We start from the raw sequence: 24836 nt of genomic DNA on the forward strand, positions 1-24836 counted from the left end.
TTTTCCAATGAAACCGATTGAATGAAGCCATCCTCCCCACGCAGCTTCACATCCACCACACGGCCTTCAAGGCGCTCAACCCCCCGCGCCTCGCTATAGCCCCGCAGCATCGCCGCATAAAGCCCCGCATCAAAATGAAAAGCATAGCGAAGGCCGGTGAGCCGACTATCGCCGAGCCTTTCCAAGGGGCCAAAGCGGTTTTGGATGGCGGCCTGCTGGTTCAGGGAATACGCCCATAAGCTGTGCGGGTGGCCGGATTGGGCTGCCCGCAGCCAATAATGATGAAAAGGCGACAGGCCCAAGGCTTGGCCGATATCGCCAAAGGCATGCATATAGCGATCACCGATCCGGCCCCAATCGCTGAATTCGATCCCCAATTTAAAGCTGCCCTTGGTTTGGCGGATCATCTCATGCTCATCGAGCCCCAGATAGTGATTGAGATTGCGGATCTGGGGGATGGTGGCCTCACCCACGCCAATGATGCCGATGGCATCGGATTCGATGAGCCTGATGCGGATCTGTTGGCCCAAAGCTTTGGCGAGCACCGCTGCCGCGATCCATCCTGCCGTCCCCCCTCCGATAATGGCGATGGTGCGGATAGCCCGATCCGTGCCCGGATGATGAAGCGGCTGATGGGCGGGCCTATCACTGCTGTTCATAAAGGCTTGGCTCCGATTAGCTGGGCAGCAAAGGAGGGGGGCAACCGCGTGTTGGCAGCCGCTCCCCTCACATCACCCTTATAGTATAAACCCGACCGTCAGAATTTATAGGATAACCCAACCAGATAGGTGCGGCCAAATTTCTGCTGATCGATCACCCGGCGACCATCATCGCCTTCAAAGGTCACGAACGGTTCATCCGTAAGATTGCGGGCCTGGAATGTGACATTCAGGCCTTCAAGGGGGCCGGTTTCAAAGGCATAGCCAATCTGGGCATCGAAAATGGACTCGCTTTTCGATGATCGCAAAATGCGGGTGGCACTGATCCCCGAGACCTCGCCCAGAAACGAGCCGCGATAGCGATGACTGATGCGGGCGCTGAAGCCGTATTTTTCATAATAGGCGGTTGAATTCACGACCCATTTTGAAAGCCCGGGAACAGAAATGGGATCGGGATTATCGCCCAATATGACCCGGCTATCGGTCCATGATGCACTGCTGATCACGCCAAAGCCATCCAGCGCCATGCTGATGAAATCAAGGGGCAGGGACAGCGTGAATTCCACCCCGCCGATATTGCCACGGCCATTATTGGTTGGCCCGGAAATGGTCCCCAATGTGGTCCCAAGCTCGGCCACTTGTTCAGGCGAAAGGGTGCTATCGACGAAATCGGTAAAATCAAACAGAAAGGCATCATTGGGATTCACGAAATCCTGCAGATCCTTATAGAAAAAGGCTAGGGCCACATAGCCAGCCTGCGAGAAATATTTTTCAAAGGACAGATCAACCGAATTGGCAATGAAGGGTTTTAATTCCGCATTGCCGCCCGATGCGCTGAAAAAGGCCTGATTGGGATCGGTGGACCGCAATTGCGTATCATTGGTGCTGAGGGATAGGCTGGAATTCAACTGATCCATCCGCGAGCGCGCCAATGTGCGGGCGGCGCCAAAGCGCATCACCGTTTCATGGCCAAGGTCGAAGCTTAAATTCATGCTGGGCAAAAAGCGGGTATATTTGTCGCCTTCCTGAGTGGGGACCAGCATGGGTTCGCTGACACCGGAGCCCAGATCCACGGATTCGATGCGCGATCCGGTCGATTCCTGATCGGTGAAAACAATCTGCGTACCGAAATTCCCGGTCACCGGGATGGAGAGGATGTCTGTTTCGACATCGAATTTGACATAGGCAATCGCCACATCTTCGCGCACCTTCCAATCCTGCGGCACATCAAACGACGATAGGCTGGTGGGCACGCGCTCTAAAAAGCCATTGTCGATGAGAAACAGCGGATCAAGGCTTAAATGCCCATCGATGCCGATGAATTCGAGGGAGGTGCTTTTATCGAGGATCGCCTCTTGCGGCACCGGCAGGGCGGTTGCACCGCCCGCAGGCACAAGGAATGTCTGGCTGATGGCGCGTTCTTTATCGCGGCGGCTGAGATCGACACCAAAGGTGATGGCGCTGATCGGGCCAATATAACCGGCGCGTTCGGCGCTGAAGCGCAGATGGGTCAGTTCGTCCTCGGTCTTGGGGGCGTTGATGAAGCCTGCCTGCGTCAGGGGATTGGGTTGGGCCCCGGCTCCCCAGCCTTGGGGATCGGTGAGAAAGAAAAGGCTGGGATCGCTATAATCGATGGATGAGTCGAATCTAACGACGCCATTATCCTGAATACGAAAGCCCAAAGTATCGGTGATGCCTTCGCCCGCAGGGCCCGTGCCGGTGATCGTTTCAATCAGGCTGTCTTTCCTGTCGGCGCGGGAATAGCTGATATCGGATTCCACGCTCCAATGATCGGTGACCTTGGCCCGCACATTCCAACCTGCGCCAAAAAGATCGGCATTGCGATCATTGCGATCATTGCGCATCACCCCTTTCACATCGGTAAACACACCTTCGGTGATCAGGCCATCAACCTCGGTGAAGCCGGGCTGAAGCTGAGCTGCCGACCAGAAAAGCGGCAATTCGATGCCGCGCAGGGATTGGGTTTCATCAAAATGGGAATAATTGAAATCGAGCGAGGTGCTAAAGCTGTCGGATGGCTGATATTGAATGGTGCCAATGACCCCAAAGCGATTGAGATCATTGGATTGGGCAAAAGGTTTTGCCCCACCAATAACAAAGGGCGTTGTACCATTCACATCGAGATCGCCCTCAACAGTGGGGAAGCCCCATGCGTTGAAACGTTCGCTTTGGGTGGGGGTGGATTGATGGGCGATCCCAAGGGAAAAGCCCAAAGTGTTATCAAGAAATTTATCCGCATAAATTGCCGAGGCGCGAAAGCCCGCGCGCGGCTGATCGGGATTGAGCGATGAATTCTCGTTGAATTCATAAAAGCCATTGACCGATAAAATCCGCTCTTTGATATCAAGGGGGCGGATGGTGCGCAGATCAACGGTGCCGGTCAGCCCTTGTCCGATGAGGGTAGCATCGGGGGTTTTGTAAACCACGGCGGCAGATAAAAGCTCTGCCGGATATTGATCAAATTCAACCCCGCGATTATCGCTTGTTGAAACCTGTTCGCGCCCATTGAGCAGAGCGGTCGAAAAATCCGGGCCCAAGCCACGAATCGATAAAACCTGCCCACGGCCATCTACCCGCTGTGTGGTCAATCCGGGAAGGCGGGCAAGGGATTCAGCAATCGAGACATCGGGCAATTTGCCGATGTCTTCTGCCGAAATGGCCTCGACGATCGAACTGTTGCCGCGCTTGGCGGCGATGGAATTTTCAATGCTGCTGCGAAAGCCCTGGACAACGATTTCTTCAAGGGCCGTTTCGTCTTCATGATCGTCGGGATCGACCTGCTGAGCAAAAACAGGGTTGATGGCCAAAGCCAATGCCATGGCCGATGATGTGCCACACAGCATCCTGATGCGTTTGAATGTCGTCATATTCCTCCCCTTTTTCTGCATTTTTGCAGGCATTTTGCGCTGGTCTCTTGCACCTACAGCAAAGTCCGATGGCCTTTAGGCTCTTGGTTTTGGGCGAATGCGTCATCTTCCCTGTGAAGGTTTATTTGCAATTCACTTTATAAGGATGCGCAAAAAAATCATTTTTTGCAAATGTTTTTGTAACTCTCTGAGAGATAACCCCGGATTTTTTAGCTGCTATGCGATAATATCATTGATAAATAAGCGCTTATATATCAATTTAAACCATATATTTTTGCAAAGCCTGAAGGCAATAATGATGTTTTTGGGTTATGTTTGTGATCTGAATGACCCGAATCTAATAAATTTAGAGACTATCCATGCGTATCCTCAGAGTTTTTGCAAAAAATATTGCATCGCCGATAAGCTCTGAACGCTTCCAGTCGGGGAAAGCCTCTTGCCTTAAATGATGGGATGGCAGAGCATGACACATGAAAGGCCTGTTGCGTCTGATCTCTTCTAGGAAATGTTATCTCCATGTCTGATCATCCCCATCCATCTTATGAAAATGCCCATGAAAAGGCCGATCATCAAAAGCCCGGGCCCACGCGCTGGCCTGTCATGGATTGGCTCGATCCTTTGTTGATCGATGGGCTTTTGAGCGAAGAAGAACGGATGGTGCGCCAATCCGCCCGGCAATTTGCTCAATCGGCACTGATGCCCCGGATTCTGAAAGCCAATCGGGATGAAACATTTGATCAAGCAATCATGCGTGAAATGGGGGCTGCGGGGCTTTTGGGATCAACGATCACCGGCTATGGCTGCGCCGGGGTTTCGGCTGTGTCTTATGGTTTGATCGCCCGTGAAATCGAGCATGTGGATTCCGGCTATCGTTCGGCGATGAGTGTGCAATCGTCTTTGGTGATGTATCCCATCTGGGCTTATGGCACCGAGGAACAGCGCGAAAAATGGCTGCCCGGCCTTGCCAGCGGTGAATTGATCGGTTGTTTTGGCCTCACTGAACCGGATGCGGGCTCTGATCCTTCGTCGATGAAAAGCACGGCAAAGGCGGTGGCGGGGGGCTATCGGCTCAATGGTGCCAAAATGTGGATCACCAATTCACCGATTGCGGATATCTGTATCATCTGGGCGAAAAGCGATGCCCATGAAGAGCGTATCAAGGGCTTTGTGCTGGAGCGCGGCATGAAGGGGCTTTCCACCCCCAAAATCGAGGGTAAGATGAGTCTGCGCGCCTCGGTCACCGGCGAAGTGGTGATGGAGGATGTTTTTGTGCCCGAAGCCAATCTGTTGCCCCATATCAGCGGCCTTGCCGGACCTTTCGGGTGCCTGAATAATGCCCGCTATGGCATTGCCTGGGGGGCTTTGGGGGCGGCAGAATTTTGTTTTCATGCGGCACGCAGCTATGCTTTGGATCGCCAGATTTTCAAGAAACCGCTGGCCGCCACGCAGCTCGTTCAGAAAAAACTGGCCGATATGCTCACCGAAATCACACTGGGGCTGGTTTGTTGTGTGCAGGCCGGGCGATTAAAGGATCAGGGCCAGCTTTCACCCGAAGCCATTTCCCTGCTCAAACGCAATAGCTGTGGCAAGGCTTTGGATATTGCCCGCATGGCGCGCGATATTCATGGCGGTAATGGTATTTCCGATGAATATCATGTGATCCGCCATATGGTGAATTTGGAAACCGTCAATACCTATGAAGGTACCCATGATATTCATGCGCTGATTTTGGGCCGCGCCATCACCGGGCTTCAGGCTTTTTCCTGAAACCCGGGGAGGGGGATGCAATCATCAGAATTTGATGGTGGATTGCAGGAAAAAGAAATCGGCATCACCGCTGATACCTGTTCCATTGGTTTCACGGATGAAGCGCCCGGCCCAGAAACGGGCATAGCCCAGTTGCAGGCTATACCAGCGGGATGGAGAATAGCTGATCACGGCATCCAGCTCATTGCCCACATCCGATCCCGCAGCGCCTGTGGCATCCCGGCGGATAGCACCACCCCCGGCATTAAAAAGGGCATCTGTGGCATCGGCGAGATTGAAATCATGAAAGGCGAGGGATGCGGTGATGAGCCGATGGGGCTTGATGGCCAATCTGGCGGAATAGGCTTCGATATTTTGCCGCGCCACCAGATCCATCACCCCCAGATAAGCGTGGGCCAGTGGGAAAAGCTGATTGAACGTGCCGTTTTTCCCATCATTATCATCGCCATCGCCACTTGCCCGATCATAATAAAGCCACAGGCTGGGGGCGCCTGGCAGGATGTTGGCCAGATCAAGGCCTGCGCCCGCAGTCAGCATCCATGCTGAAATCTTATCTGCTCCCTGATCGCCGGTTTGATGAGCGGCTTCCAGTTCCCAGCGCACAATAGTGCGACCGCCGGCCAACCGCCCGCCGATGGTCCAAAAGGCGCTATCGGCTGACAAAAGCGCATCCTCATCCAGATTGAGCAGATAGACTTCAAGGACTTGCCCACTTTGCCCCAGAATTTTGCCAAGTCCGGTCCATTGTGCATAAACCCCGGAAAAATCGGTTCTGCTATCGCGCTGGCTGGATCGATCGCTGATGACGCGGGGATTGGTGAACCAGCCATGGATATTGAACTCATTGGTTTCATAGCTTGCCCGCACGCCATCAAAGCTGCGCCGGGTATTGCCCCAATCAAGGGGAGAGATCAATCTTTGCGCCCCAAACAACAATTCCTGCCGCCCGGCTCGGAGATAAGCCCGGCCCGAGGCAATGGGTGCGCCAAATTCGGCAAAGCCGTTTAAAACATCGCCGCGCACCACCTCGATGGATCGCGGTGGCAGGCTGCCCCCTGATTTGCGGGCATCGATCACCTCGACAAAGCCGCGAAAATAATCGCTGATGCGGATATCGGCATAGGCCCGCACGCGGGTGAGGGTGAAGCTGTCATCAAGACCCGCAAGGCGAGAGCCGCCCATTTCATCTTCACTTTGAAAGCGCAAGCGCATTTCCCCGCCCAAAGAAAGGGAGACATGGCGGGAAAGCGGGATCAGCTTTAATCGGTCGGTTGTTTTTTCAACCAATCCACGGCTATCGTCCGGGGCAAGGCAGGGGGCATTTAAATAGCTGAAATCATTGCTGTAAAAAACCCCTTTATAGGCCTGGTTCACCCCTTTTGCAGGCGCGCACTGCGCTTCATGGTTGGAATCATTGGAAGTCTGGACAGGGGAAGACTGGACAGGGGAAGACTGGGCAGAGGAAGAAACCGGGCCGAGCAGGCCAAGGGCGAGCGCCAAGGCCGAAAGATGAGAGACGCAAGAAGGCACCTTGCGCCGATAACATGGCCCAAGATGCCTTTGCTTGGCGTTCTGCATTTTAATCACGCAGATTTCACCCCACTGATGAAACTATCGATTTCCTGCTTCAGGGTCTCGGTCATTTCCGACAGGGATTTCGCCGAAGCCTTCATCTGGGTAGACGCAGAGCCGGTTTCGGCGGCGCCTTCGGCAACGCCTGAGATTTCCTCGGCGACCCGCACCGTGCCTTCGGAGGCCTGTTGCATATTCTGAGCAATTTCAATAGTCGCCCCATTTTGCTGTTCTACAGCCGAGGCAATGGTGGCATTGGCTTCGCTCACCTTGGAAATGGCCTCATTCATGCGGCCCATGGTTGTAGCGGCTTCGGACCCGGCATTTTGAATTTCGCCGACAAGGCCGCCGATTTCCTCGATCGCCTTACGGGTTTGCGAGGCGAGGGATTTCACCTCACTGGCCACAACGGCAAAACCCTTACCCGCTTCACCAGCGCGGGCGGCCTCGATGGTAGCATTGAGCGCCAGAAGATTGGTTTGTTCGGCAATATCATTAATCAGCCGAACCACCTCGCCCACACGCGATGCCGATGAGGCCAGAGCTTCAACATTTTTGGCGCTGGAATTCACTTCTTTCACGGCTTCTCTGGTGATGGAATGCGCACCCGCCACCTGACGGCTGATCTCGGATATGGCTGCGGTCAGTTCTTCGGCGGCTCCGGCGGCGGTGGTCACATTGCGCGATGCTTCCTCGCCCGCCTCGCGCACCACACCCGATTGCCGGGCTGTGCTATCGGCCACATTATCAAGGCTTTCTGCGGCGGATGAGAGCTCAAGTGAGGCCGAAGACAAGGCGCTGGTAATTTCCGTTGCCTGCTTTTCAAAGCGCTGCACCAGTTCATCCAAGGCCCTGGCGCGTTGGGCGCTGGCGCGCGCTTCTTCCCGCTCTTTTTCCTGATTGATTTTTTCCAGCCTGCGCGCTTCTTCTTCTTGGGTGCGGACATCTTCGGCAGCCTTGCGAGCTTTCTCTTCGGCGGCTTCTTTTGCAATGGCATTCTGGCGGAAAACATCGACCGTGCACGCCATCGCGCCGATTTCATCGCGCTTATCCTGAAATGGGATGTCCAGTTTGTGATTGCCGCCTGCCAGATCCTCCATGACCAATCGCAGATGATCCAGGGGTTTTGTAACACTGCGTCCGGCAATGATGGCGATGATGACGGCGAGAATGACCGAGATCAGCAAAATAATACCTATAGCCCATAAGACAAATATGCGGGTTTTATTGGCTTCTATAATGAATTCATCACCCTTTCCTGATGCAAAGGCAATCAGTTCATCGATTTGTTTGAATAAAAGGTCGACATGTTGCTTTCCGCGTTCGGATGTGATGGCCGCGGCGCTCGCCCGATCGCCCGCTTCAATGAGGGCGATCATATCATTGCGAATAGGGTGCCAATCCTGAAAGCTTTTATAAGCCTGACGAATCAGGGCCTGATCCCCCAGAAAGCGCTCTTCCACGAGCCTGAATTCCGCTTCCACTTCTTTTTCGAAAGCCCCGATGGATAGAATGCCCGCATTGACTGCGCCCTGATCATCAGTCAGGGCGATATCTTTCATATCCCGATGAATGGCAAGAATATTGCCACGAATATCCCGCACTGCATTTGATACGGTATAAGGATGGCGGTGTAAGCGGCTGGTCAGATCAGACAGAATGAACGACTGCCAGATCGAAAGCAGGCCGGTGATGATCAGCAAAAGACAAAGAATTCCGTAACCGATGGCAATGCGATTGCCGATTTTCTGATCCTGCCACAGTTTTTGTATTGCGCTCACAGCAAACAACCCTTGATTGTTTATACAAGAAAAGTTATCGTTAGAATTGAATGCACAATCTTATTCTAAAAAAAATTAACAAAATATTTATAGTAGCTAAAAGTTTGTCACTATCACGAAATATTTATTAAAAATACGATTTTTAATGTATTTCCGGAATGAATGGCCCACGTATAATTATTAATTTAATCATATTTTATTCAATATTTATCAATATCTTATTCGCGGCCCACTGGGCGCTGGAAAAACAGGCCTGCAAAAGATAGCCCCCCGTTGGGGCCTCCCAATCCAGCATTTCACCGGCGCAGATCACCCCTTGGGGGGCGGCTGAGATAAAGCCATTTTCGTTGAAATTCATAAATTGAACGCCACCATATGTTGAAATAGCTTTATCGATGGGGCGCGGGCGATCAAGGGGCAAGGTCAGGTTTTTAAGGAAGGTTGCAAGGGCATGGGGATCATTTTTAAAAGTATCTGACCATGCAGGGCTTTCCCGCAGCAAAGATAGAGCCTGGGGCGAAAGGCTGGCGGCCTTGCGCAGGCGATTCGACAGGCTGTTGGATCGCCTTGTGCGGCGGATTTTCTGATAGAGGTCTTCCAATTCCAGATCGGGGCAAAGATCGAGTTTTAAAAGCGCGGTGCCTTTTTCCGCGATCATCTGTCGAAGTGCGGGCCCCAAGCCATAGATGGCCCCGCCCTCAAGCCCCTGTACGGTGATCATCGCTTCGCCCTTAATGCTGTGATCCCCGATGCTGAAAAGGCAGGGTTTTAAGGGATGGCCCGCAAATTTATCACGAAAAAATGGGCTCCAATCCCGTTCGAATCCGCAATTGGCAGGGCCAAGCGGGCTAAGCGTGATCTGCTGCTTTTCTATCCATGTGGCCCAGGCCCCATCCGATCCTAATCTTGGCCAGCTTGCCCCGCCCATCGCCAAAAGGGTGGCCCGGGGCCTGTGGGCATGGATGGCCGCAGGGGTGGATGCGGTTAAATCCTCGATTAAAAGAGCCCCCGTTTCATCCCATCCCAAACAGCGGTGCCGGGTTTTGATCGCCACCCCCTGCTGCGACAGCCGCACCAACCACGCCCGTAATAGCGGTGAGGCCTTCATGGCCTTGGGAAACACCCGCCCGCTGCTGCCGATAAAGGTTTCAGCCCCCAAATCATCGGCCCAGGCCCGCAGATCATCGGGGGTAAAGGCGCGGATCATCGGCTCGATAAAGGGCCGTGCCGGGCCATAATGGCGCAGGAAATCGTCAAGCGGCTCGCTATGGGTCAGATTAAGCCCACCCCGACCGGCCATCAGAAATTTGCGCCCCACTGTGGGCATCTGCTCATAAAGGGTGACGGCGCAGCCCGCCGCACTCAGCCTTTCTGCGGCCATCAGCCCCGCCGGGCCGCCGCCGATGATGATGATCTGATCGGCATCTTTTGCGTCATTGGCTTTTCGGGGATTGATCATGGGGGGCTTTCAGATGGGATAAAATATGAGAGGGGGCTTTTGCAAGGGCACATCTTTAACGAACAAGCCGATCAGATGCGAGCCAAAGCGCCTTTTGTTGGGCCGTGAATTGCTGCGGGCTTGCGTAAAGCTGCTTTCAGCTTTTAGACTTTGATATAAAATTTGACGATTTGATAAAAAATATGGTTTGTTTGGTCACATAACAAGATCATCTGCGCTTTTTTGCAAACAGATGAGACCCTTTGGTGCTGAGGAGGAGGCAAGAATGCTGTTTAAGGATATTATCCGTAAAAAGCGCGATGGCGGCGAGCTTTCGGCTGCTGAGATCGATCTGTTCGTATCCGGTCTTGCTGATGGAAGCTTGCCATCGGAGCAGGCATCGGCTTTGGCGATGGCGATTTTTCTGCGCTCCATGACGTTTGACGAGGCGGGGACGCTGACCCTGGCCATGGCCCATTCGGGGCGGATGCTCGATTGGCAAAAAGAAGGGCTGGATGGCCCCGTGGTGGATAAACATTCCACCGGCGGCGTGGGTGATAAGGTGAGCTTCATGCTGGCCCCCATCGTTGCTGCCTGCGGCTGCTATGTGCCGATGATTTCCGGCCGTGGGCTGGGCCATACCGGGGGCACATTGGATAAGATTTCCAGCATTCCCGGCTATGATCCCACCCCGGGTCTTGATATTTTCCGTAAAGTGACCCGCGAGGTGGGCTGCGCGATCATCGGCCAGACCAGCGATCTGGCCCCGGCTGACCGACGGCTTTATGCGATTCGCGATGTTACCGGCACGGTGGAATCCATCCCCCTCATCACAGCTTCGATCCTGTCGAAGAAAATCGCGGCGGGCAATCGCTCGTTGGTCATGGATGTAAAGGTGGGCACCGGGGCGTTCATGCAAAGCATTGATGAAGCTCGGGCTTTGGCCAAAAGCATTATCGGCACCGCCTTGGCGGCAGATCTGAAAACCCATGCCCTGATCACCGATATGAATGCGGTTTTGGGCGATAGTGCGGGCAATGCCTTGGAGATCGAAGAAACGGTGCTGTATCTGACGAATAGCCGGCGCGAGCCGCGTTTGGATGAAGTGGTGATGGCTTTGGCCGCTGAAATGCTGATCGCGTCCGGGATCACCGCTGATCATGAGGATGCTTTGGCCCGGGCCAATCAAGCGCTGGTATCGGGCCGGGCGGCAGAGATTTTTGGCCGGATGGTCTCGGCCCTGGGCGGACCGGCCGATTTCATGGAACGCTATGCCCATTATCTGCCCAAAGCGCCGGTGGTGCTGCCGGTTCATGCTGAAAGGCAAGGCTATCTGGCGGCGGTGGATGCCCGCGCTATTGGCAATGCCATCATCGAATTGGGCGGGGGGCGCCGATCGGTTGAGGATCGGCTCGATCTGAGCGTAGGGTTCGGGGCCGTGGCCCCGGTGGGCAGCAGGATGGATGGATCGCAGCCATTGGCCATGGTTCATGCCGCTGATCAAGACGCGGCGGAAAAAGCCGCTTTGGCCTTGCGCCGGGCTTGTGTGATCGCCGATGCTGCGCCAAAAGCGGGGCCGGTGATCCATGAACGATTGACCAAGGCATAGGCCTTCGTTGCAATGCCGGTAACCTACGCGTTTTTCCGGCCATCCGAACCAGGCCATGACAAGCCATGAAGGCCATGACCGCCGCGCCCGGCAGCAAAAGGGCAACATAAAGGGAGAGAGATTTTGGGGAACTTTGTGAGCCTGATCGGGATTGCGGTCATTTTATCGATTGCTATCGCCCTCTCCACCAATCGACGGGCGATCAAGCCCCGAATCGTTCTCAGCGCCTTTGCCCTGCAGGCGGCGATTGCGGCCTTCGTTTTGTATTTTCCGGCCGGAAAGGCGATGATCGGCGGGCTTTCGGCAGGGGTGCAATCGATCCTCGATTTTTCCAATGTCGGCATCAATATGGTGTTTGGCGGCTTGGCCACACAGGAAGGGTTGTTCAGCTTCGCGATCAATGTTTTGCCGATCATCATCTTTTTTTCTGCATTGATGTCGGTGCTTTATCATCTTCATATCATGCAATGGGTGGTGAAGATTCTGGGCACGATCCTGCATAAGCTGATCGGCACGCAAAATGTTGAATCCCTTAATGCCGCAGCGAATATGTTTGTGGGCCAAACCGAAGCGCCTTTGGTCATTCGTCCTTATCTGGGCAAGCTTACCGATGCACAGCTTTTTACGGTGATGGTGTCGGGTTTGGCATCGGTTGCGGGCACGGTTCTGGCGGCCTATGCCCAGATGGGGATCAGGCTTGATTATCTGTTGGCAGCCAGCTTCATGGCGGCCCCCGGCGGCTTGCTGATGGCCAAGCTTTTGATGCCCGATGATGAAAAAAACGGGCAGGAACCGCATGAAATCGAACCCATCGCGGAAGCTGAGGAAAAACCCCATGCCAATGTGATTCTGGCAGCGGCCGTGGGGGCGCAGGATGGGGTGAAGCTGGCGGTGAATATCGGCGCCATGCTTTTGGCCTTTGTGGCGCTGATCGCCATGTTCAACGGCATTGTGGGCTGGGTGGGAGGCTGGTTTGGGCTGGAATCCCTGACCTTGGAACAGATTCTTGGCTATCTTTTTGCGCCGGTGATGTATTTGCTGTCTATCCCCTGGTCCGAAGCGCAGATTGCCGGGGCGCTTTTTGGGGAAAAGCTGATCCTGAATGAATTCGTTGCCTTTTTGCATCTGGGTGAAATTCTGGGCGAGATCAGCCCCCGCACCGAAGCGGTGATCACATTTTCTCTGTGCGGATTTGCCAATGTCTCCTCGATTGCCATTCTGCTCGGCGGTTTGGGCAGCCTCATCCCGTCAAAGCGCGATCTGATTGCCAAATATGGCCTGCGGGCGGTGGCAGCGGGATCGCTTTCCAATCTGATGAGCGCGGCCATGGCCAGTATGCTGTTGCAATTCTAGGGGATTTTCATGCTGAAGACGATCATCGATTGCGATCCCGGGCAGGATGATGCGGTCAATCTTCTGATGGCGATGGCCTCACGCGATGTGTTCGATATTCTGGGGATCACCACGGTTGCGGGGAATGTGCCCTTGGCGCTGACCCAGCGGAATTGCCGGATGATCTGTGATCTGGCGGGTTGTTTTGACATCGGGGTTTATGCGGGCTGTGATCGCCCGATCCTGCGCGATCTGGTTTCGGCGGAAATCGTTCATGGGCAAACGGGGATTGATGGCATCACGGTTTTTGAGCCGAAAACCCCTTTGCAAACGCGCCATGGCGTTGATTTTATTGTTGAAACCCTGCTGGCGGCAGAAGATGACAGCATCACCCTGGTGCCCACCGGGCCTTTGACCAATATCGCCATGGCCATAGCCCGGGCCCCCGCCATCATCGGGAAAATTCATCAGATCGTGATGATGGGTGGGGCCATGCGGGAAGGGGGCAATTTTTCCCCTTCGGCTGAGTTCAATATTCTGGTGGATCCCGAAGCCGCGCATATCGTGCTGGGATGCGGGCGGCCCGTGGTGATGGCCGGGCTGGATGTAAGCCATAAGCTTTTGGCGAGCCCCGATCGTTTGGCAAGGATTGCCGCCATGTCTGGCGCGGTGCCCGAAGCGGTTTATCATATGCTCAATTTCTTCAATCGCTTTGATACGGAAAAATATGGCACCGAGGGGGCCCCCCTCCATGATCCCTGCACCATTGCGTGGCTTTTGCAGCCTGAATTGTTCCAAAGCAAATTGTGCAATGTTTCGGTGGAAACAGCCTCGCCCCTGACTTTAGGCCATACGGCTGTGGATTTTTGGCATGTCACGGATAAACCAAAATCGGTGCACTGGCTTTATGATGTGGATGTGGAAGGCTTTTTTGACCTTTTAACGCGCAAGATCGCGTTTTTTGCCACAAGGGATGGATGCCATGGCTGAAAATGGGGGTTCGGTAGGGGTTGGCTCTTTGAGCCAAAAACGGCTGGTGGTTTTAGGGTCGGTCAATCTTGATATCGTGGCCCATGCCCCGCATTTGCCGCGCCCGGGGGAAACGGTTTCCGGTGCTGCATTAAGCCGCTATCCCGGCGGCAAGGGGGCCAATCAGGCCTTGGCGGCCAAGCGGCTGGGGGCCGATGTTTCGCTATGCGCCCGCACCGGGCAGGATGCCGATGCCGATGCTGCCCTCGCGCTTTTAAAGGCCGATGGGGTCGATCTCAGCCAATGTCTTGCTTTGCCCAATGCCCAAACCGGGGTGGCCCTGATCATTGTGGATGAAAAGGGTGAAAACCAGATCACCGTGGCATCGGGGGCCAATCATTCTTTTCAAGCCGATCCGCTCCATCTGCCGCCCCATGATGCGCTTTTATGCCAATTGGAAGTGCCCATCGCGGTGATCAGACAAGCCTCAACCAAGGCTTCGGGGCTATTTTGCCTCAATGCCGCGCCGGTGAAGCCGGTACCGCCGGATATTTTGTCGCGGACCGATCTTTTGATCGTCAATGAAAGCGAGGCCGAGGCTTTAGAGGAAAATCTGCGCGATTATCACGGCATTTTGGCGATCACCCTGGGGGCGCGAGGGGCGATTTTGATGCAGGATGGCACGATCCTTGCACGCGCGGCCCCGCCATCCGTTGAGGCGATTGATACCGTGGGGGCGGGCGATGCCTTTTGCGCGGCACTGGTGATTGCCTTTTTAGAGGGTAAAGGCTATCAGGAAGCAGTGGAATTTGCCTGTAGGGTGGGGGCCTTTGCCACCACCCGCAAAGGGGCGCAACCGGCTATGCCTTATCGCGCAGATCTTGACAGTCTGTTCAATCTCCAATGATATGGGGGAATAAGAAATAGCCGTGATCAAGAAACGATAGGATCTCAGCTTTATGGGGAAGGGGGGCTTTGCCCCGAAATGCCATATGGAATACGCCGCCCGGATCAATAAAATCGGCCAACCGAAAACGGATGATGGCCGAAAAACCCGCATCCAGACCCGGAATGAAAAGCGTATTCTTGATGCAGCACAAGAAGTGTTTGCGGCTTATGGCTTTCATGGGGCCACAATCGACAAAGTGGCGGAAAAAGCCGAAATGTCGAAGCCCAATCTGCATTATTATTTCAAACGTAAGCCTGATCTGTACATCGCTGTTTTGCGCCGCACCCTTGAAACATGGCTCGCGCCCCTGAGCCATCTGGACCCTGAAGGCGATCCTGCGGCGGAATTGAGCAGATATATCCGCGAGAAAGTGGAAATGTCGCGGCGCTCGCCGGTGTCATCGCGGGTTTTTGCCAATGAGATTTTGCAGGGCGCGCCTTTTTTGCAGGATTATCTGGAAAGCGATCTGCGCAATCTGGTGGAACGCAAAACTGCGGTGATCCGGGGCTGGATCGATGAAGGGCGGTTGCGCCCGATTGATCCCTATCATCTGCTGTTTCTGATCTGGGCGGCGACCCAGCATTATGCTGATTTCCAGCCCCAGATCAAAGCCGTGATGGATACGCCGCGTTTGACCAAGGATTATTTCGCCGATGTGTCGGAAAGCCTGTGCCAGATCATTTTGCACGGCATTTTGCCCGATCCTGCCGGGCATTGATCATAGCGCTTATTAAACAGATGACGAATAAGCATTGCAGCCCCTTTGCCTGCTGCATTAAAAGCCTGTGCCATGGATATTTCATTGTTCGATTTCAATCTGCCCAAAGAGCAGATCGCCCTGAGGCCTGCCAATCCGCGCGATAGTGCGCGCTTGCTGCGGGTGGATGATGCGGGCCTTTTTGATCATCGGGTTTTTGAGCTTGATCAATTGCTGCGGCCCGGTGATGTGCTGGTCAGCAATGATACAAGGGTGATCCCGGCGCGGCTTTTCGGGCGGAAAGGCGAAGCTAAAATCGAGGTCACCCTTCATCGTCGGTTGGATGAGCAAAGCTGGATCGCCTTTGCGCGCCCGGCCAAAAAATGCAAAATCGGCGATCAGATCGATTTCGATGGCCTGATCGCCGAGGTGCAAGCCCGTGATGGGGCGGAAGTGACCTTGCATTTTCCTGTTGATGATCTGGATGCGGCGCTCGAACGCCATGGGGTGATGCCCTTGCCCCCCTATATTGCGGCGCAGCGCCCCGTGGATGCCCGCGATCTGGATGATTATCAAACGATTTTTAATCGCAAGGCGGGAGCGGTGGCGGCCCCCACGGCAGGGCTGCATTTCACCCCCGGCCTTTTGGCCGCTCTGGAGGCACGCGGGATTTTGGCGGAAACCATCACCCTTCATGTGGGGGCGGGTACCTTTCTGCCGGTAAAGGTAGAGGATAGCGATGATCACAAGATGCATTCCGAATGGGGCGAAATCACCGCCGAAACGGCGCAAAAGCTGAATGCGGCGCGGGCTGCCGGGGGGCGCATCATTGCGGTGGGCACCACATCCTTGCGGCTATTGGAAAGCGCTGCGGATAGGGCGGGGATCATCCATCCCTATTGTTCGGATACGGATATTTTCATCACCCCGGGCTATCGCTTTCGTGCCGTGGATGTTTTGCTGACCAATTTTCATCTGCCCAAATCAACTTTGTTCATGCTGGTTTCGGCCTTCAGCGGGCTGGATCGCATGAAAGCCGCCTATGATCATGCCATCCGTTCGGGCTATCGCTTTTATTCCTATGGCGATGCCTGCCTGCTTTTCCCCCAAACAATGAATGCGCCTCAATGACCCGTTTTACTTTTGAACGCATCGCCCATGATGGCAAGGCGCGCCGGGGCACCATCCACATGCAGCGGGGTGAAATCCGCACCCCGGCCTTCATGCCGGTGGGAACGGCCGCCACCGTGAAGGCCATGCTGCCCGAAAATGTGCGCGCCACCGGCGCCGATATCATTTTGGGCAATACCTATCATCTGATGCTGCGCCCCGGAGCCGAGCGGATCGCGGCTTTGGGCGGATTGCATCGCTTCATGAACTGGGATCGCCCGATTCTCACCGACTCAGGGGGGTTTCAGGTGATGTCGCTGGCGAAATTGCGCAAGCTCAGCGAGGAGGGGGTCGCCTTTCAATCGCATATCGATGGCAGCCGTCATCTGCTCAGCCCCGAACGATCCATCGAAATTCAACGCGATCTGGGTTCGGATATCGTGATGTGTTTTGATGAATGCACCCCTTATCCGGCGAGCCACGAGGTGGCGCAAAATTCGATGGAGCTTTCCATGCGCTGGGCCCGGCGTTCGCGCACGGCTTTTGATGGCCATGATGCGCAGGCACAGAATGCCGCGCTTTTTGGCATTCAGCAGGGCAGCATTTATGAAGATTTGCGGGCGCAATCCTCAAAAGCGCTCATTGATATCGGCTTTGATGGCTATGCCGTGGGGGGCTTGGCCGTGGGCGAGGGGCAGGAGGCGATGTTTTCCACCCTTGATTTTTGCACCGATATGCTGCCCCAAAATAAGCCGCGCTATCTGATGGGGGTGGGGAAACCCGATGATATTGTGGGGGCCGTGCTGCGCGGCATCGATATGTTTGATTGCGTGATGCCCACCCGTTCGGGGCGCACCGCGCAGGCCTTTACATGGCGGGGGCCGATCAATCTGCGCAATGCCCGGCACAAGGATGATCCGCGCCCCCTTGATCCCGCAATCCAAAGCCCGGCGGCCCAATATTCCCGCGCCTATCTGCATCATCTGGTGCGCTGTGAAGAAATTTTGGCCCCGATGCTGATCACCTGGCATAATATTGCTTTCTACCAAGCCTTGATGCAGGCTTTGCGCGATGCCATCGAGGCCGGAAGATGCGCCGCCTTTGCCGCAGACTTTCTGGAAAATTATCGCCGGGGCGATATCGATCCATTATGATGATTTGCTTTGATAGGGGATGAGGGTGATGGCTGACCTGACATTGGTGATCGGCAATAAAAACTATTCAAGCTGGTCTTTGCGTCCCTGGCTTGCGATGAAGGCGAATGGGCTTGATTTCGATGAAAAGCTGATCGTTCTCGATACCGAGTATTTCAAGGATGAACTGGCGCGCTTTGGCGGTGCCGGGCGGGTGCCTTTGCTGGTGGATGGCGATCTGGTGATCTGGGATAGTTTGGCGATCTGCGATCATCTGGCCGAGCGCTTTCCCAAAGGCCGGCATTGGTGGCCCCGGGCGGAATTCTTACGTGCCCATGCCCGCTCGGCGGTGGCGGAAATGCATTCCGGTTTTCCAGCTGTCAGGTCTGAAATGCCGATGAACCTGAAGCGCCCGCCAAAAGCTGTTGCTTTAAGCGATCAGGCGCAAAAGGAAGTGGCCCGAATTTCCACCCTTTGGCGCGATGCCCTCACCTTATCGGGCGGGCCCTTTCTCTATGGCGATTTCAGCATTGCCGATGCTTTTTTCGCCCCGGTGGCCACCCGGCTGCGATCTTATGATGTGACGGTGGAGCCATTGGTGGCCAGCTATATCAACCATATCCATGATTGGCCGGATTTCCAGCTTTGGCATAAGGATGCCGTGCAAGAAATCTGGGTTCATAAAAGCGATCAACTGTAAAAAAATCAGGCAAATGCATCTTTGTGCGACATTTTTTCATGAAGGTGCGTCAAAGGCTTGACCGGGGCGGCTCCGCCACTTATGGTCCGCCGCACTTCATCAGGGCGCAGCCTTCAATTTGCGCCGCTTCATGGGGGCCCATAGCTCAGCTGGTAGAGCAACTGACTTTTAATCAGTAGGTCACAGGTTCGAATCCTGTTGGGCTCACCAAGAAGAATGAACCAGCCAAAGAATTTCCAATCAGACTGGCTCTGATCTTGTGGCAAGCCTATTGGCCCGATTGCATTGCACCGGGCTGGAAAGGCCGTGATGCGCCGTTGCAGGCTCATTGAGATAGGGATTGGAAGGGGGCAGGATTGATCCTGTCGCGATCCATCAGCTTCGGGTAAGACATATCATTTCGGCCGCGGCTGATTTCACGATGAACACCGTCTTTGCCAGATCCGCAAAATGAAACCCTCCGCGAGCGTTTCCTCCCATACGGATCACACGATCACAGATATATAGGTTTTCGTGATCTTTATGCAATGCCAAAAAATCTGTGGGACGCAGATGCGAGCGGCGGGCATCAAGCCGAAATGGCATCGGCAAGAGGCATGATGAGGCCCCTTGCCGATCATGGAGAACTTTTCTTCGATCAGCTTTTTTGCGGGCCTTTATAAGGGGCATTGCCCCCCGGACGGGCTTTTTTGAAGCCTTTGCTGGCGGCCTTGCGCGCAGCAACGGCCGGTCGTTTGCCGCCTGCCTTTTGGCCTGCTTTTTCGCCTGCCTTTTTGGGGCCTTTACTTGCTATCTTGCGCCCGGGCCTGCCATCCGTTGCGGCGAAATCCTTGTCAAAGGATTTGGAGAAGGGCCGTTTGGTCGCGAGCTCGCCCGGTCCATCGCCGGTCGCGCGATTGGGCATCCCACCCGATAAGCCGAGAGATTTGCGCGGCGCTTTCGGGGCGGGCGCGTCTTCTTTCGGACGCTCTGGTCTATAGTCGGATCTCGGCTCGGCCCGCTTCTCATAGCGCTTCTCGTAGGGCTTTTCAGGCCGCTTTTCATAAGATTTTTCAGAAGACTTTTCAGAAGATTTTTCTGGGCGATCTTCGGCCCGCTTTTGAAAGCGTGGGGCAGGGTGATCAGCAGCCCGGCCCTCTGATCTGGCCGCAGGGCGGCTTTCCGGTCTTGCCGCAACGCGCCCTTCTGATCTTGCATTATTGCGCGGCCCGCGCGGCTTTCCGCCGCGTTCGCTGTCGCTGGGGGCGTCAATCTCGGTGATCGTGATACCTTTTTCGCTGATCCCTTTGGCTATGGCTTCCCGGAAGCGATCGGCGGCTTCGGCCGAGATTTCAAAGCGCGTATCCCGTTCCAATATACGGATCGCCCCCACATCCCCTTTGGTGACATGACCGGCGCGGCAGATCAAAGGCAGAATCCAGCGCGGGTCCGCATTATCCTTGCGCCCGGTGCTCAGCCGGAACCATGCCCCGGTCTTGAAGCTGCCCCGGTTGGCCCGGCTTTCAGCGCGCTCGGGCTCGGGCGATTGTTCAAGCAATTCTTCGGGCGCGGGAAAGCGGGCTTTTTGCATCCGCAGATAGGCCGCAGCCACTTTTTCAGCCCCGTGCATTTCCAGAAGTTCGGTGACCAGATCCATTTCGCTTTCATCGGGTGCAGCGGCAAGGGCCGGATCATGCAACATCCGTTCATGATCACGGGCAATGATATCATTGGCCGAGGGCGGCGGACCCCATTGGGCATCGACCTTTGCCGACATCAGCAATCGTTCAGCGGCGCGGCGTCGATTATAGGCAATGATCAGGGCACAAGCACCCTTGCGTCCGGCGCGGCCGGTGCGCCCCGAACGATGGAGAAAGGTATCGGCGGCCTTCGGAAGATCGGCATGGATCACCAGATCAAGGCTGGGCAGATCGATACCGCGCGCCGCCACATCGGTGGCGATGCACAGCCGCGCCCGGCCATCGCGCATGGATTGCAGGGCATGGCTGCGCTCTCTTTGGCTCAATTCTCCCGAAAGGGTGACGACCGAAAGGCCGCGATTGGCCAGCCGCGCCGATAAATGGCTGACTTCGGCGCGCGTGGAGCAGAAAATCAAAGTGCTGGGTGCATCATGATAACGCAAAAGATTGATGATCGCATTTTCCCGGTCATTGGGGGCCACGGGATGGGCAAAATAGCTGATATCGCTATGCTGCTTTTTCTCGCCCGCCGTGGAAATGCGGATGGCATCACGCTGATATTGCTTGGCCAGCGCGGCAATGGGCTTTGGCACAGTGGCTGAAAACATCAAGGTGCGGCGTGATCGCGGGGCGGCATCGAGAATAAATTCCAGGTCCTCGCGAAAGCCCATATCAAGCATTTCATCGGCTTCATCCAGAACCACTGCCCGGATCTGGGTGAGATCCAATGAGCCCCGTTCGATATGATCGCGCAGGCGGCCCGGCGTGCCCACGATGATATGCGGGCCTTTCTCAAGCCCGCGCCGTTCGCTGCGGATATCCATGCCGCCAACGCAAGACAAGGTAACGCCGCCCGCCGGGGCATAAAGCCAATCCAATTCGCGGGAAACCTGCTGGGCCAATTCCCGCGTGGGGGCCACGATCAGGGCCATGGGCGCTAAAACCATGGCGGGCAGGCGTTCGGCCTCACCCAATAAGGTGGGGGCAATGGCGAGGCCAAAGGCAATGGTTTTGCCCGAACCCGTTTGCGCCGAAACCAGAAGATCCTGGCCATCGCGCGCAATGGTCAGAACCTGTTCCTGAACCGGCGTGAGATCGGTATAGCCTCGCTTTTCCAGCGCGCTCAAAAGCGCCGGGGCAATCATATCGTTCAGTGTCATCAAGGCGTGCTTTCAGAGATTGATAAACCCTTCCCAAACTGCTTATCAAACACGACAAGCGCAGGCGACCATCATGATCACATGCCGGAAGGACGGCATTGGGCCGCTTTGCGCCCTTACATACGCCCCTTGAGGCAGCGAGAAAAGCAGAAAGTCATCTTCTTGTCTTTATCCATTGAAAGGTGGGTTTTTCAGTCTTGCCTGTCTTGCCTAATAAGTCTGTGAGGGGCATGGTGCAATGCATCATCACCACGGCCCTGCGCCATTGGATATCCTGCCTGCCATGACATATCTGAGGTTTATCAAAAATCACCCCCGCCGCCTGCTGATGGGCTTCAGCCTCACCCTTTTTGCGTCTTTTGGGCAAACCTATTTCATCGCATTGTTCAGTGGTGAATTGCGCGAGGCCTTTGATTTGTCGGTAGCCGGTTTTGGCACGGTTTATTCCATGGCAACACTGCTCAGCGGCTTTTCTGTGCTGTATTTTGGCGGTTTGATCGATCGTATTGCGCTGCCTCTTTATCTTTTTGTCATCGTTTCGGTTCTGGCGCTGGCTAGCCTTGCTTTGGCCTTGCTGCCTTTTCAATCGGTTGCGTTTTTATTCGTCATCATCTATTTGTTCCGTTTGTGCGGACAGGGGTTGATGGGCCATGCCGCATCCACCACAATGGCGCGCGATTTCATTGAAAATCGGGGGAAAGCGATTTCCTTTGCCTCCATGGGCCATGCTGCGGGGGAGGCGGTTTTTCCCATTCTGGCAGTGGCGATCATGGCCAGTTTTGGCTGGCAGATGACCTGGCTCAGCATTGCTGTTCTCTTGTTTTTATATCTGCCGGTGCTGGTTTGGCTGGCCAGCACCCGCAAAAGCGCTGGGGCAAAGCCCGATGAGTCGGTGGCGAAAAGCGATCTCGGCACAAGCTGGACACGGGGTGAAGCCATCCGGGATCGGGCTTTTTATCTGCTTTTGGTGGCGATGATTGCCCCACCTTTCATCAATACCGGCGTTTTCTTTCTGCAAATTCCGCTGATCGAGGCGAAAGGCTGGAGTCTGCCGCTTTTTGCTGCGGCCTTCAGCCTTTATGCCCTCACCACCGTTTTCGGTATTCTGCTGGCGGGCAGATTAGTGGATCGCACCAGTGCTTTTGATGTGCTGGTTTATGCCATGCTGCCTTATGGATTGGGGCTGTTTGTGATTGCCCTATCCGATCATATGAGTGTGATTTATATCTTCATGGCCATGGCCGGCTTGACCACGGGCCTGTTTTATCCCTGTGCCACTGCTGTGTGGGCAGAGCTTTATGGCCTGGGGCATCTGGGCTCCATTCGGGCGCTGACCAGCAGCCTGATGGTTTTTTCCACCTCATTGTCGCCAGCTTTAATGGGGTTTTTGCTCGATCTCGGGATAAGCTTTTCTCTGTTGTTTTTGGGATGCGCAGTGTGGGCACTGATCAGTGTTCCCGCTGTTTTAAAAGCACGGCAGATCAATCGTGAAAGACATCGGATAGAGTTGGGATCATAGTTGGATTGCACCCGGTTTCCTGATCGGGGCATAAGGAGAGATTGATGTTCAGGCTTATTGTCATGGGGATTTTTCTGATGAGCGCATCGCCCGCTTTATCCTGGCCCTATCCCACCTTATCGGGGGAACGCCCGGTCGTCATCGCCCATCGCGGCGCTTCGGGCTATTTGCCTGAACATACGCTGGAAGGCTATAAGCTGGCGATGGAGATGGGGGCCGATTTCATCGAGCCGGATCTGGTTTTGACCAAAGATGGCGTTTTGATCGCCCGCCATGATTATTATCTCTCTGGCTCCACCGATATTGCCGATCACCCCGAATTTGCCGACCGGCGGAAAACCCTTGATGGCCGCGCGGATTGGTATGTTGAGGATTTTACCCTCGCCGAGATCAAGACCTTGCGGGCGCGACAGGCTTTTCCGGGGCGATCAAAGGCATTTGATGATCGGTTTGAAATCCCCACCTTTGATGAAATCCTCACCCTTGTGGCGGATCATGAAGCGGCAGGGGGCAAGCAGATCGGGGTATATCCTGAAACCAAGCACCCGGAGCATTTCAAATCCATCGGCCTTGATTTCATTGCGCCCCTTTTGCAAAGCCTGACACGGCACGGCTATGTGGATGAAAGCGCGCCGGTGTTCATCCAATCCTTTGAGCCGGGCATTTTACGCGATTTGAAAAACCAAAGCACCCTGCGCCGGATCATGCTGGTGTTCCCGAAATCCGAGATCGACCCAGAAGCCGATAGCCTGACACCGTCTGTTTCTTTGGCCCAAGCGGCGGACTTTGCCCATGGAGTGGGGCCATCCAAGACTTTGCTGATCGATGCTGATGGCAAGGATACAGGCTTTGTGCAGCGCGCCCATCAATTGGGGCTGTTGGTGCATCCATGGACCCTGCGCGATGATCAGCTTTTGCCGCTTTTTGAAAGCCCGGCGCAGGAATATGAAGCGATTCTAGGGCTGGGGGTGGATGGGTTTTTCACCGATTTTGCCAATCGAGGGGTTTTGATGCGGGGTTTATTGGGGTTGGAAAAAACTCAGCCCTGAAGGGGCAGGCAGATGGTTTATAGCCTGCGCCCAACCCAAACCACCCGACCCAGAATATCGGTGCGGCGGGGATCGCAATCGGGCCAGCTTTCATAAAGCGGATTATCGCTTTTGATGGTCAGCCGCCCGGTGATGGGATTGACCGAAACCCGCTTCACCTGAAGCGCATCTTCAAGCCGCAGCACATAAATGGCATCGCGATGGGGATGCCGTTCATCCTGATCCACCAGAATATCATCGCCATCGGCCAAGGTGGGATACATTGAATCCCCCTTCACCGACAGGACCGACAGGCGATCATGGGGGGTTGGGGTGAGGGTTTTGAGATGATCGGCCTGAAAAGGCACCTCGCCATTGGATAATTCCTGATCCACCAAAGACCCATGCCCGGCGCTGGCCCGCACATCATAGCGGCGGACAAAAATCAGATTTGAGGGCTCGGCCTCGAAAAACCCGGGGGGGTGATCGCGTTCTTCGCGCGGGCCACCCAATTCATATTCTGCAACATTGAAATGATCGGCGATTTTGCGGCGATCGGCTTCCTGCAATCGCCGAGGCTGGGCGCGCCGGATATATTGCTGGATATAGGAATGATTGCGACCGATCAGCGCCGAAACCGAGGCATAGCTTTCCCCCGGTGCCTGAGCGATCAGGGCATCCAGCCTTTGTCGGGCGGTGAGGTCTTCATAATCATCATTTATCATGGAGGAAGCCTATAGGTTGGTCTGTGTCTTGGCAATAGGAAAAATCCTTTTTTATGACGGATTATTCCGCTTTATCATATGACCCATATATTGGCTGGTTTCTTTACAGCTTTCGGATCAT

At 54.9% G+C, this 24836-nt stretch carries 18 protein-coding genes and 1 tRNA gene; 12 read left to right on the forward strand and 7 right to left on the reverse strand.

The genetic code is table 11. The features are described 5' to 3' along the window. Together QK300_RS07500 and QK300_RS07505 are read right to left on the reverse strand one after the other, a co-directional pair. The coding region (locus tag QK300_RS07500) for a tryptophan 7-halogenase (RefSeq protein ID WP_281301084.1) at window positions 1-659 on the reverse strand (659 nt) is incomplete at its 3' end. A 98-nt stretch (window positions 660-757) separates the two neighbouring features. After that, window positions 758-3547, reverse strand: a complete 2790-nt coding sequence (locus tag QK300_RS07505; protein ID WP_281301085.1) for a TonB-dependent receptor — start codon at window positions 3545-3547, stop codon at window positions 758-760. Between the two features lie 600 nt (window positions 3548-4147). Between QK300_RS07505 and QK300_RS07510 the strand changes: the two genes are divergently transcribed. After that, window positions 4148-5314: an acyl-CoA dehydrogenase gene (locus QK300_RS07510; RefSeq protein WP_348651851.1), complete on the forward strand. Its 1167-nt coding sequence runs from the start codon at window positions 4148-4150 to the stop codon at window positions 5312-5314. Window positions 5315-5338: 24 nt separating this feature from the next. Here QK300_RS07510 and QK300_RS07515 read toward each other — a convergent pair whose 3' ends face one another. The 3 genes from QK300_RS07515 to QK300_RS07525 form a co-directional block, all read right to left on the reverse strand. Next, entirely contained in the window at window positions 5339-6688 is a 1350-nt protein-coding gene (locus QK300_RS07515) for an alginate export family protein (RefSeq protein WP_281301087.1), read from the reverse strand. 209 nt (window positions 6689-6897) lie between these two features. Further along, window positions 6898-8667 (reverse strand): methyl-accepting chemotaxis protein, encoded by a 1770-nt coding sequence (locus QK300_RS07520; RefSeq protein ID WP_281301088.1) that lies wholly within the window; start codon window positions 8665-8667, stop codon window positions 6898-6900. Window positions 8668-8863: 196 nt separating this feature from the next. Further along, complete coding sequence (locus tag QK300_RS07525) at window positions 8864-10126, reverse strand: TIGR03862 family flavoprotein (protein ID WP_281301089.1); 1263 nt, start codon at window positions 10124-10126, stop codon at window positions 8864-8866. A 265-nt stretch (window positions 10127-10391) separates the two neighbouring features. On the opposite strand from QK300_RS07525, the gene deoA reads away from it, so the two are divergent. The 9 genes from deoA (at window position 10392) to QK300_RS07570 (ending at window position 18814) form a co-directional block, all read left to right on the forward strand. After that, the gene (gene deoA / locus QK300_RS07530) at window positions 10392-11714 is read left to right on the forward strand and encodes a thymidine phosphorylase (RefSeq protein ID WP_281301090.1); all 1323 of its coding nucleotides are present in this window, start codon (window positions 10392-10394) and stop codon (window positions 11712-11714) included. A gap of 123 nt (window positions 11715-11837) precedes the next feature. After that, window positions 11838-13067 carry a NupC/NupG family nucleoside CNT transporter gene (locus QK300_RS07535; RefSeq protein ID WP_281301091.1) on the forward strand — a complete coding sequence of 410 codons (1230 nt, stop codon included), beginning with the start codon at window positions 11838-11840 and terminating at the stop codon, window positions 13065-13067. 9 nt (window positions 13068-13076) lie between these two features. Beyond that, window positions 13077-14036, forward strand: coding sequence for a nucleoside hydrolase (locus QK300_RS07540; protein ID WP_281301092.1), 960 nt, complete (start codon window positions 13077-13079; stop codon window positions 14034-14036). Continuing rightward, the gene (locus QK300_RS07545; RefSeq protein WP_281301093.1) at window positions 14029-14922 is read left to right on the forward strand and encodes a ribokinase; all 894 of its coding nucleotides are present in this window, start codon (window positions 14029-14031) and stop codon (window positions 14920-14922) included. The genes QK300_RS07540 and QK300_RS07545 overlap by 8 nt, the downstream gene beginning before the upstream one ends. Window positions 14923-14974: 52 nt before the next feature. Further along, on the forward strand, window positions 14975-15682 hold the full coding sequence (locus tag QK300_RS07550; RefSeq protein ID WP_281301094.1) for a TetR family transcriptional regulator C-terminal domain-containing protein: 708 nt from the start codon (window positions 14975-14977) through the stop codon (window positions 15680-15682). Between the two features lie 72 nt (window positions 15683-15754). Further along, complete coding sequence (gene queA / locus QK300_RS07555; RefSeq protein WP_281301095.1) at window positions 15755-16792, forward strand: tRNA preQ1(34) S-adenosylmethionine ribosyltransferase-isomerase QueA; 1038 nt, start codon at window positions 15755-15757, stop codon at window positions 16790-16792. Next, complete coding sequence (tgt, locus tag QK300_RS07560) at window positions 16789-17925, forward strand: tRNA guanosine(34) transglycosylase Tgt (protein ID WP_281301096.1); 1137 nt, start codon at window positions 16789-16791, stop codon at window positions 17923-17925. Before queA ends, tgt begins: the two co-directional genes overlap by 4 nt. A 28-nt stretch (window positions 17926-17953) precedes the next feature. After that, window positions 17954-18604: a glutathione S-transferase family protein gene (locus QK300_RS07565; RefSeq protein WP_281301097.1), complete on the forward strand. Its 651-nt coding sequence runs from the start codon at window positions 17954-17956 to the stop codon at window positions 18602-18604. Between the two features lie 134 nt (window positions 18605-18738). After that, window positions 18739-18814, forward strand: a tRNA-Lys gene (locus tag QK300_RS07570). A gap of 427 nt (window positions 18815-19241) precedes the next feature. Here QK300_RS07570 and QK300_RS07575 read toward each other — a convergent pair. Next, window positions 19242-21443: a DEAD/DEAH box helicase gene (locus tag QK300_RS07575; RefSeq protein WP_281301098.1), complete on the reverse strand. Its 2202-nt coding sequence runs from the start codon at window positions 21441-21443 to the stop codon at window positions 19242-19244. A 283-nt stretch (window positions 21444-21726) separates the two neighbouring features. On the opposite strand from QK300_RS07575, the gene QK300_RS07580 reads away from it, so the two are divergent. Together QK300_RS07580 and QK300_RS07585 are read left to right on the forward strand one after the other, a co-directional pair. After that, window positions 21727-22962 carry an MFS transporter gene (locus tag QK300_RS07580; protein WP_281301099.1) on the forward strand — a complete coding sequence of 412 codons (1236 nt, stop codon included), beginning with the start codon at window positions 21727-21729 and terminating at the stop codon, window positions 22960-22962. 44 nt (window positions 22963-23006) lie between these two features. After that, window positions 23007-24011, forward strand: a complete 1005-nt coding sequence (locus QK300_RS07585) for a glycerophosphodiester phosphodiesterase family protein (protein WP_281301100.1) — start codon at window positions 23007-23009, stop codon at window positions 24009-24011. Window positions 24012-24028: 17 nt separating this feature from the next. Here the strand turns inward: QK300_RS07585 and QK300_RS07590 are convergent, their stop codons facing one another. Further along, window positions 24029-24715: a S24 family peptidase gene (locus QK300_RS07590; RefSeq protein WP_281301101.1), complete on the reverse strand. Its 687-nt coding sequence runs from the start codon at window positions 24713-24715 to the stop codon at window positions 24029-24031. Window positions 24716-24836: the final 121 nt, after the last annotated feature.

Origin of the sequence: Iodidimonas sp. MBR-22 (assembly GCF_029946565.1) — a bacterium.
GTDB lineage: Bacteria > Pseudomonadota > Alphaproteobacteria > Sphingomonadales > Rhodothalassiaceae > Iodidimonas > Iodidimonas nitroreducens.

Bases quoted from the DNA above. Each gene is read 5' to 3' on its own strand.
- tgt (WP_281301096.1), top strand. From the start codon at position 16,789: ATGACCCGTTTTACTTTTGAACGCATCGCCCATGATGGCAAGGCGCGC.
- QK300_RS07585 (WP_281301100.1), top strand. From the start codon at position 23,007: ATGTTCAGGCTTATTGTCATGGGGATTTTTCTGATGAGCGCATCGCCC.
- QK300_RS07525 (WP_281301089.1), bottom strand. From the start codon at position 10,126: ATGATCAATCCCCGAAAAGCCAATGACGCAAAAGATGCCGATCAGATC.
- QK300_RS07510 (WP_348651851.1), top strand. From the start codon at position 4,148: ATGGATTGGCTCGATCCTTTGTTGATCGATGGGCTTTTGAGCGAAGAA.
- deoA (WP_281301090.1), top strand. From the start codon at position 10,392: ATGCTGTTTAAGGATATTATCCGTAAAAAGCGCGATGGCGGCGAGCTT.
- QK300_RS07550 (WP_281301094.1), top strand. From the start codon at position 14,975: ATGGGGAAGGGGGGCTTTGCCCCGAAATGCCATATGGAATACGCCGCC.
- QK300_RS07590 (WP_281301101.1), bottom strand. From the start codon at position 24,715: ATGATAAATGATGATTATGAAGACCTCACCGCCCGACAAAGGCTGGAT.
- QK300_RS07540 (WP_281301092.1), top strand. From the start codon at position 13,077: ATGCTGAAGACGATCATCGATTGCGATCCCGGGCAGGATGATGCGGTC.
- QK300_RS07580 (WP_281301099.1), top strand. From the start codon at position 21,727: ATGACATATCTGAGGTTTATCAAAAATCACCCCCGCCGCCTGCTGATG.
- queA (WP_281301095.1), top strand. From the start codon at position 15,755: ATGGATATTTCATTGTTCGATTTCAATCTGCCCAAAGAGCAGATCGCC.
- QK300_RS07505 (WP_281301085.1), bottom strand. From the start codon at position 3,547: ATGACGACATTCAAACGCATCAGGATGCTGTGTGGCACATCATCGGCC.
- QK300_RS07575 (WP_281301098.1), bottom strand. From the start codon at position 21,443: ATGACACTGAACGATATGATTGCCCCGGCGCTTTTGAGCGCGCTGGAA.
- QK300_RS07545 (WP_281301093.1), top strand. From the start codon at position 14,029: ATGGCTGAAAATGGGGGTTCGGTAGGGGTTGGCTCTTTGAGCCAAAAA.
- QK300_RS07565 (WP_281301097.1), top strand. From the start codon at position 17,954: ATGGCTGACCTGACATTGGTGATCGGCAATAAAAACTATTCAAGCTGG.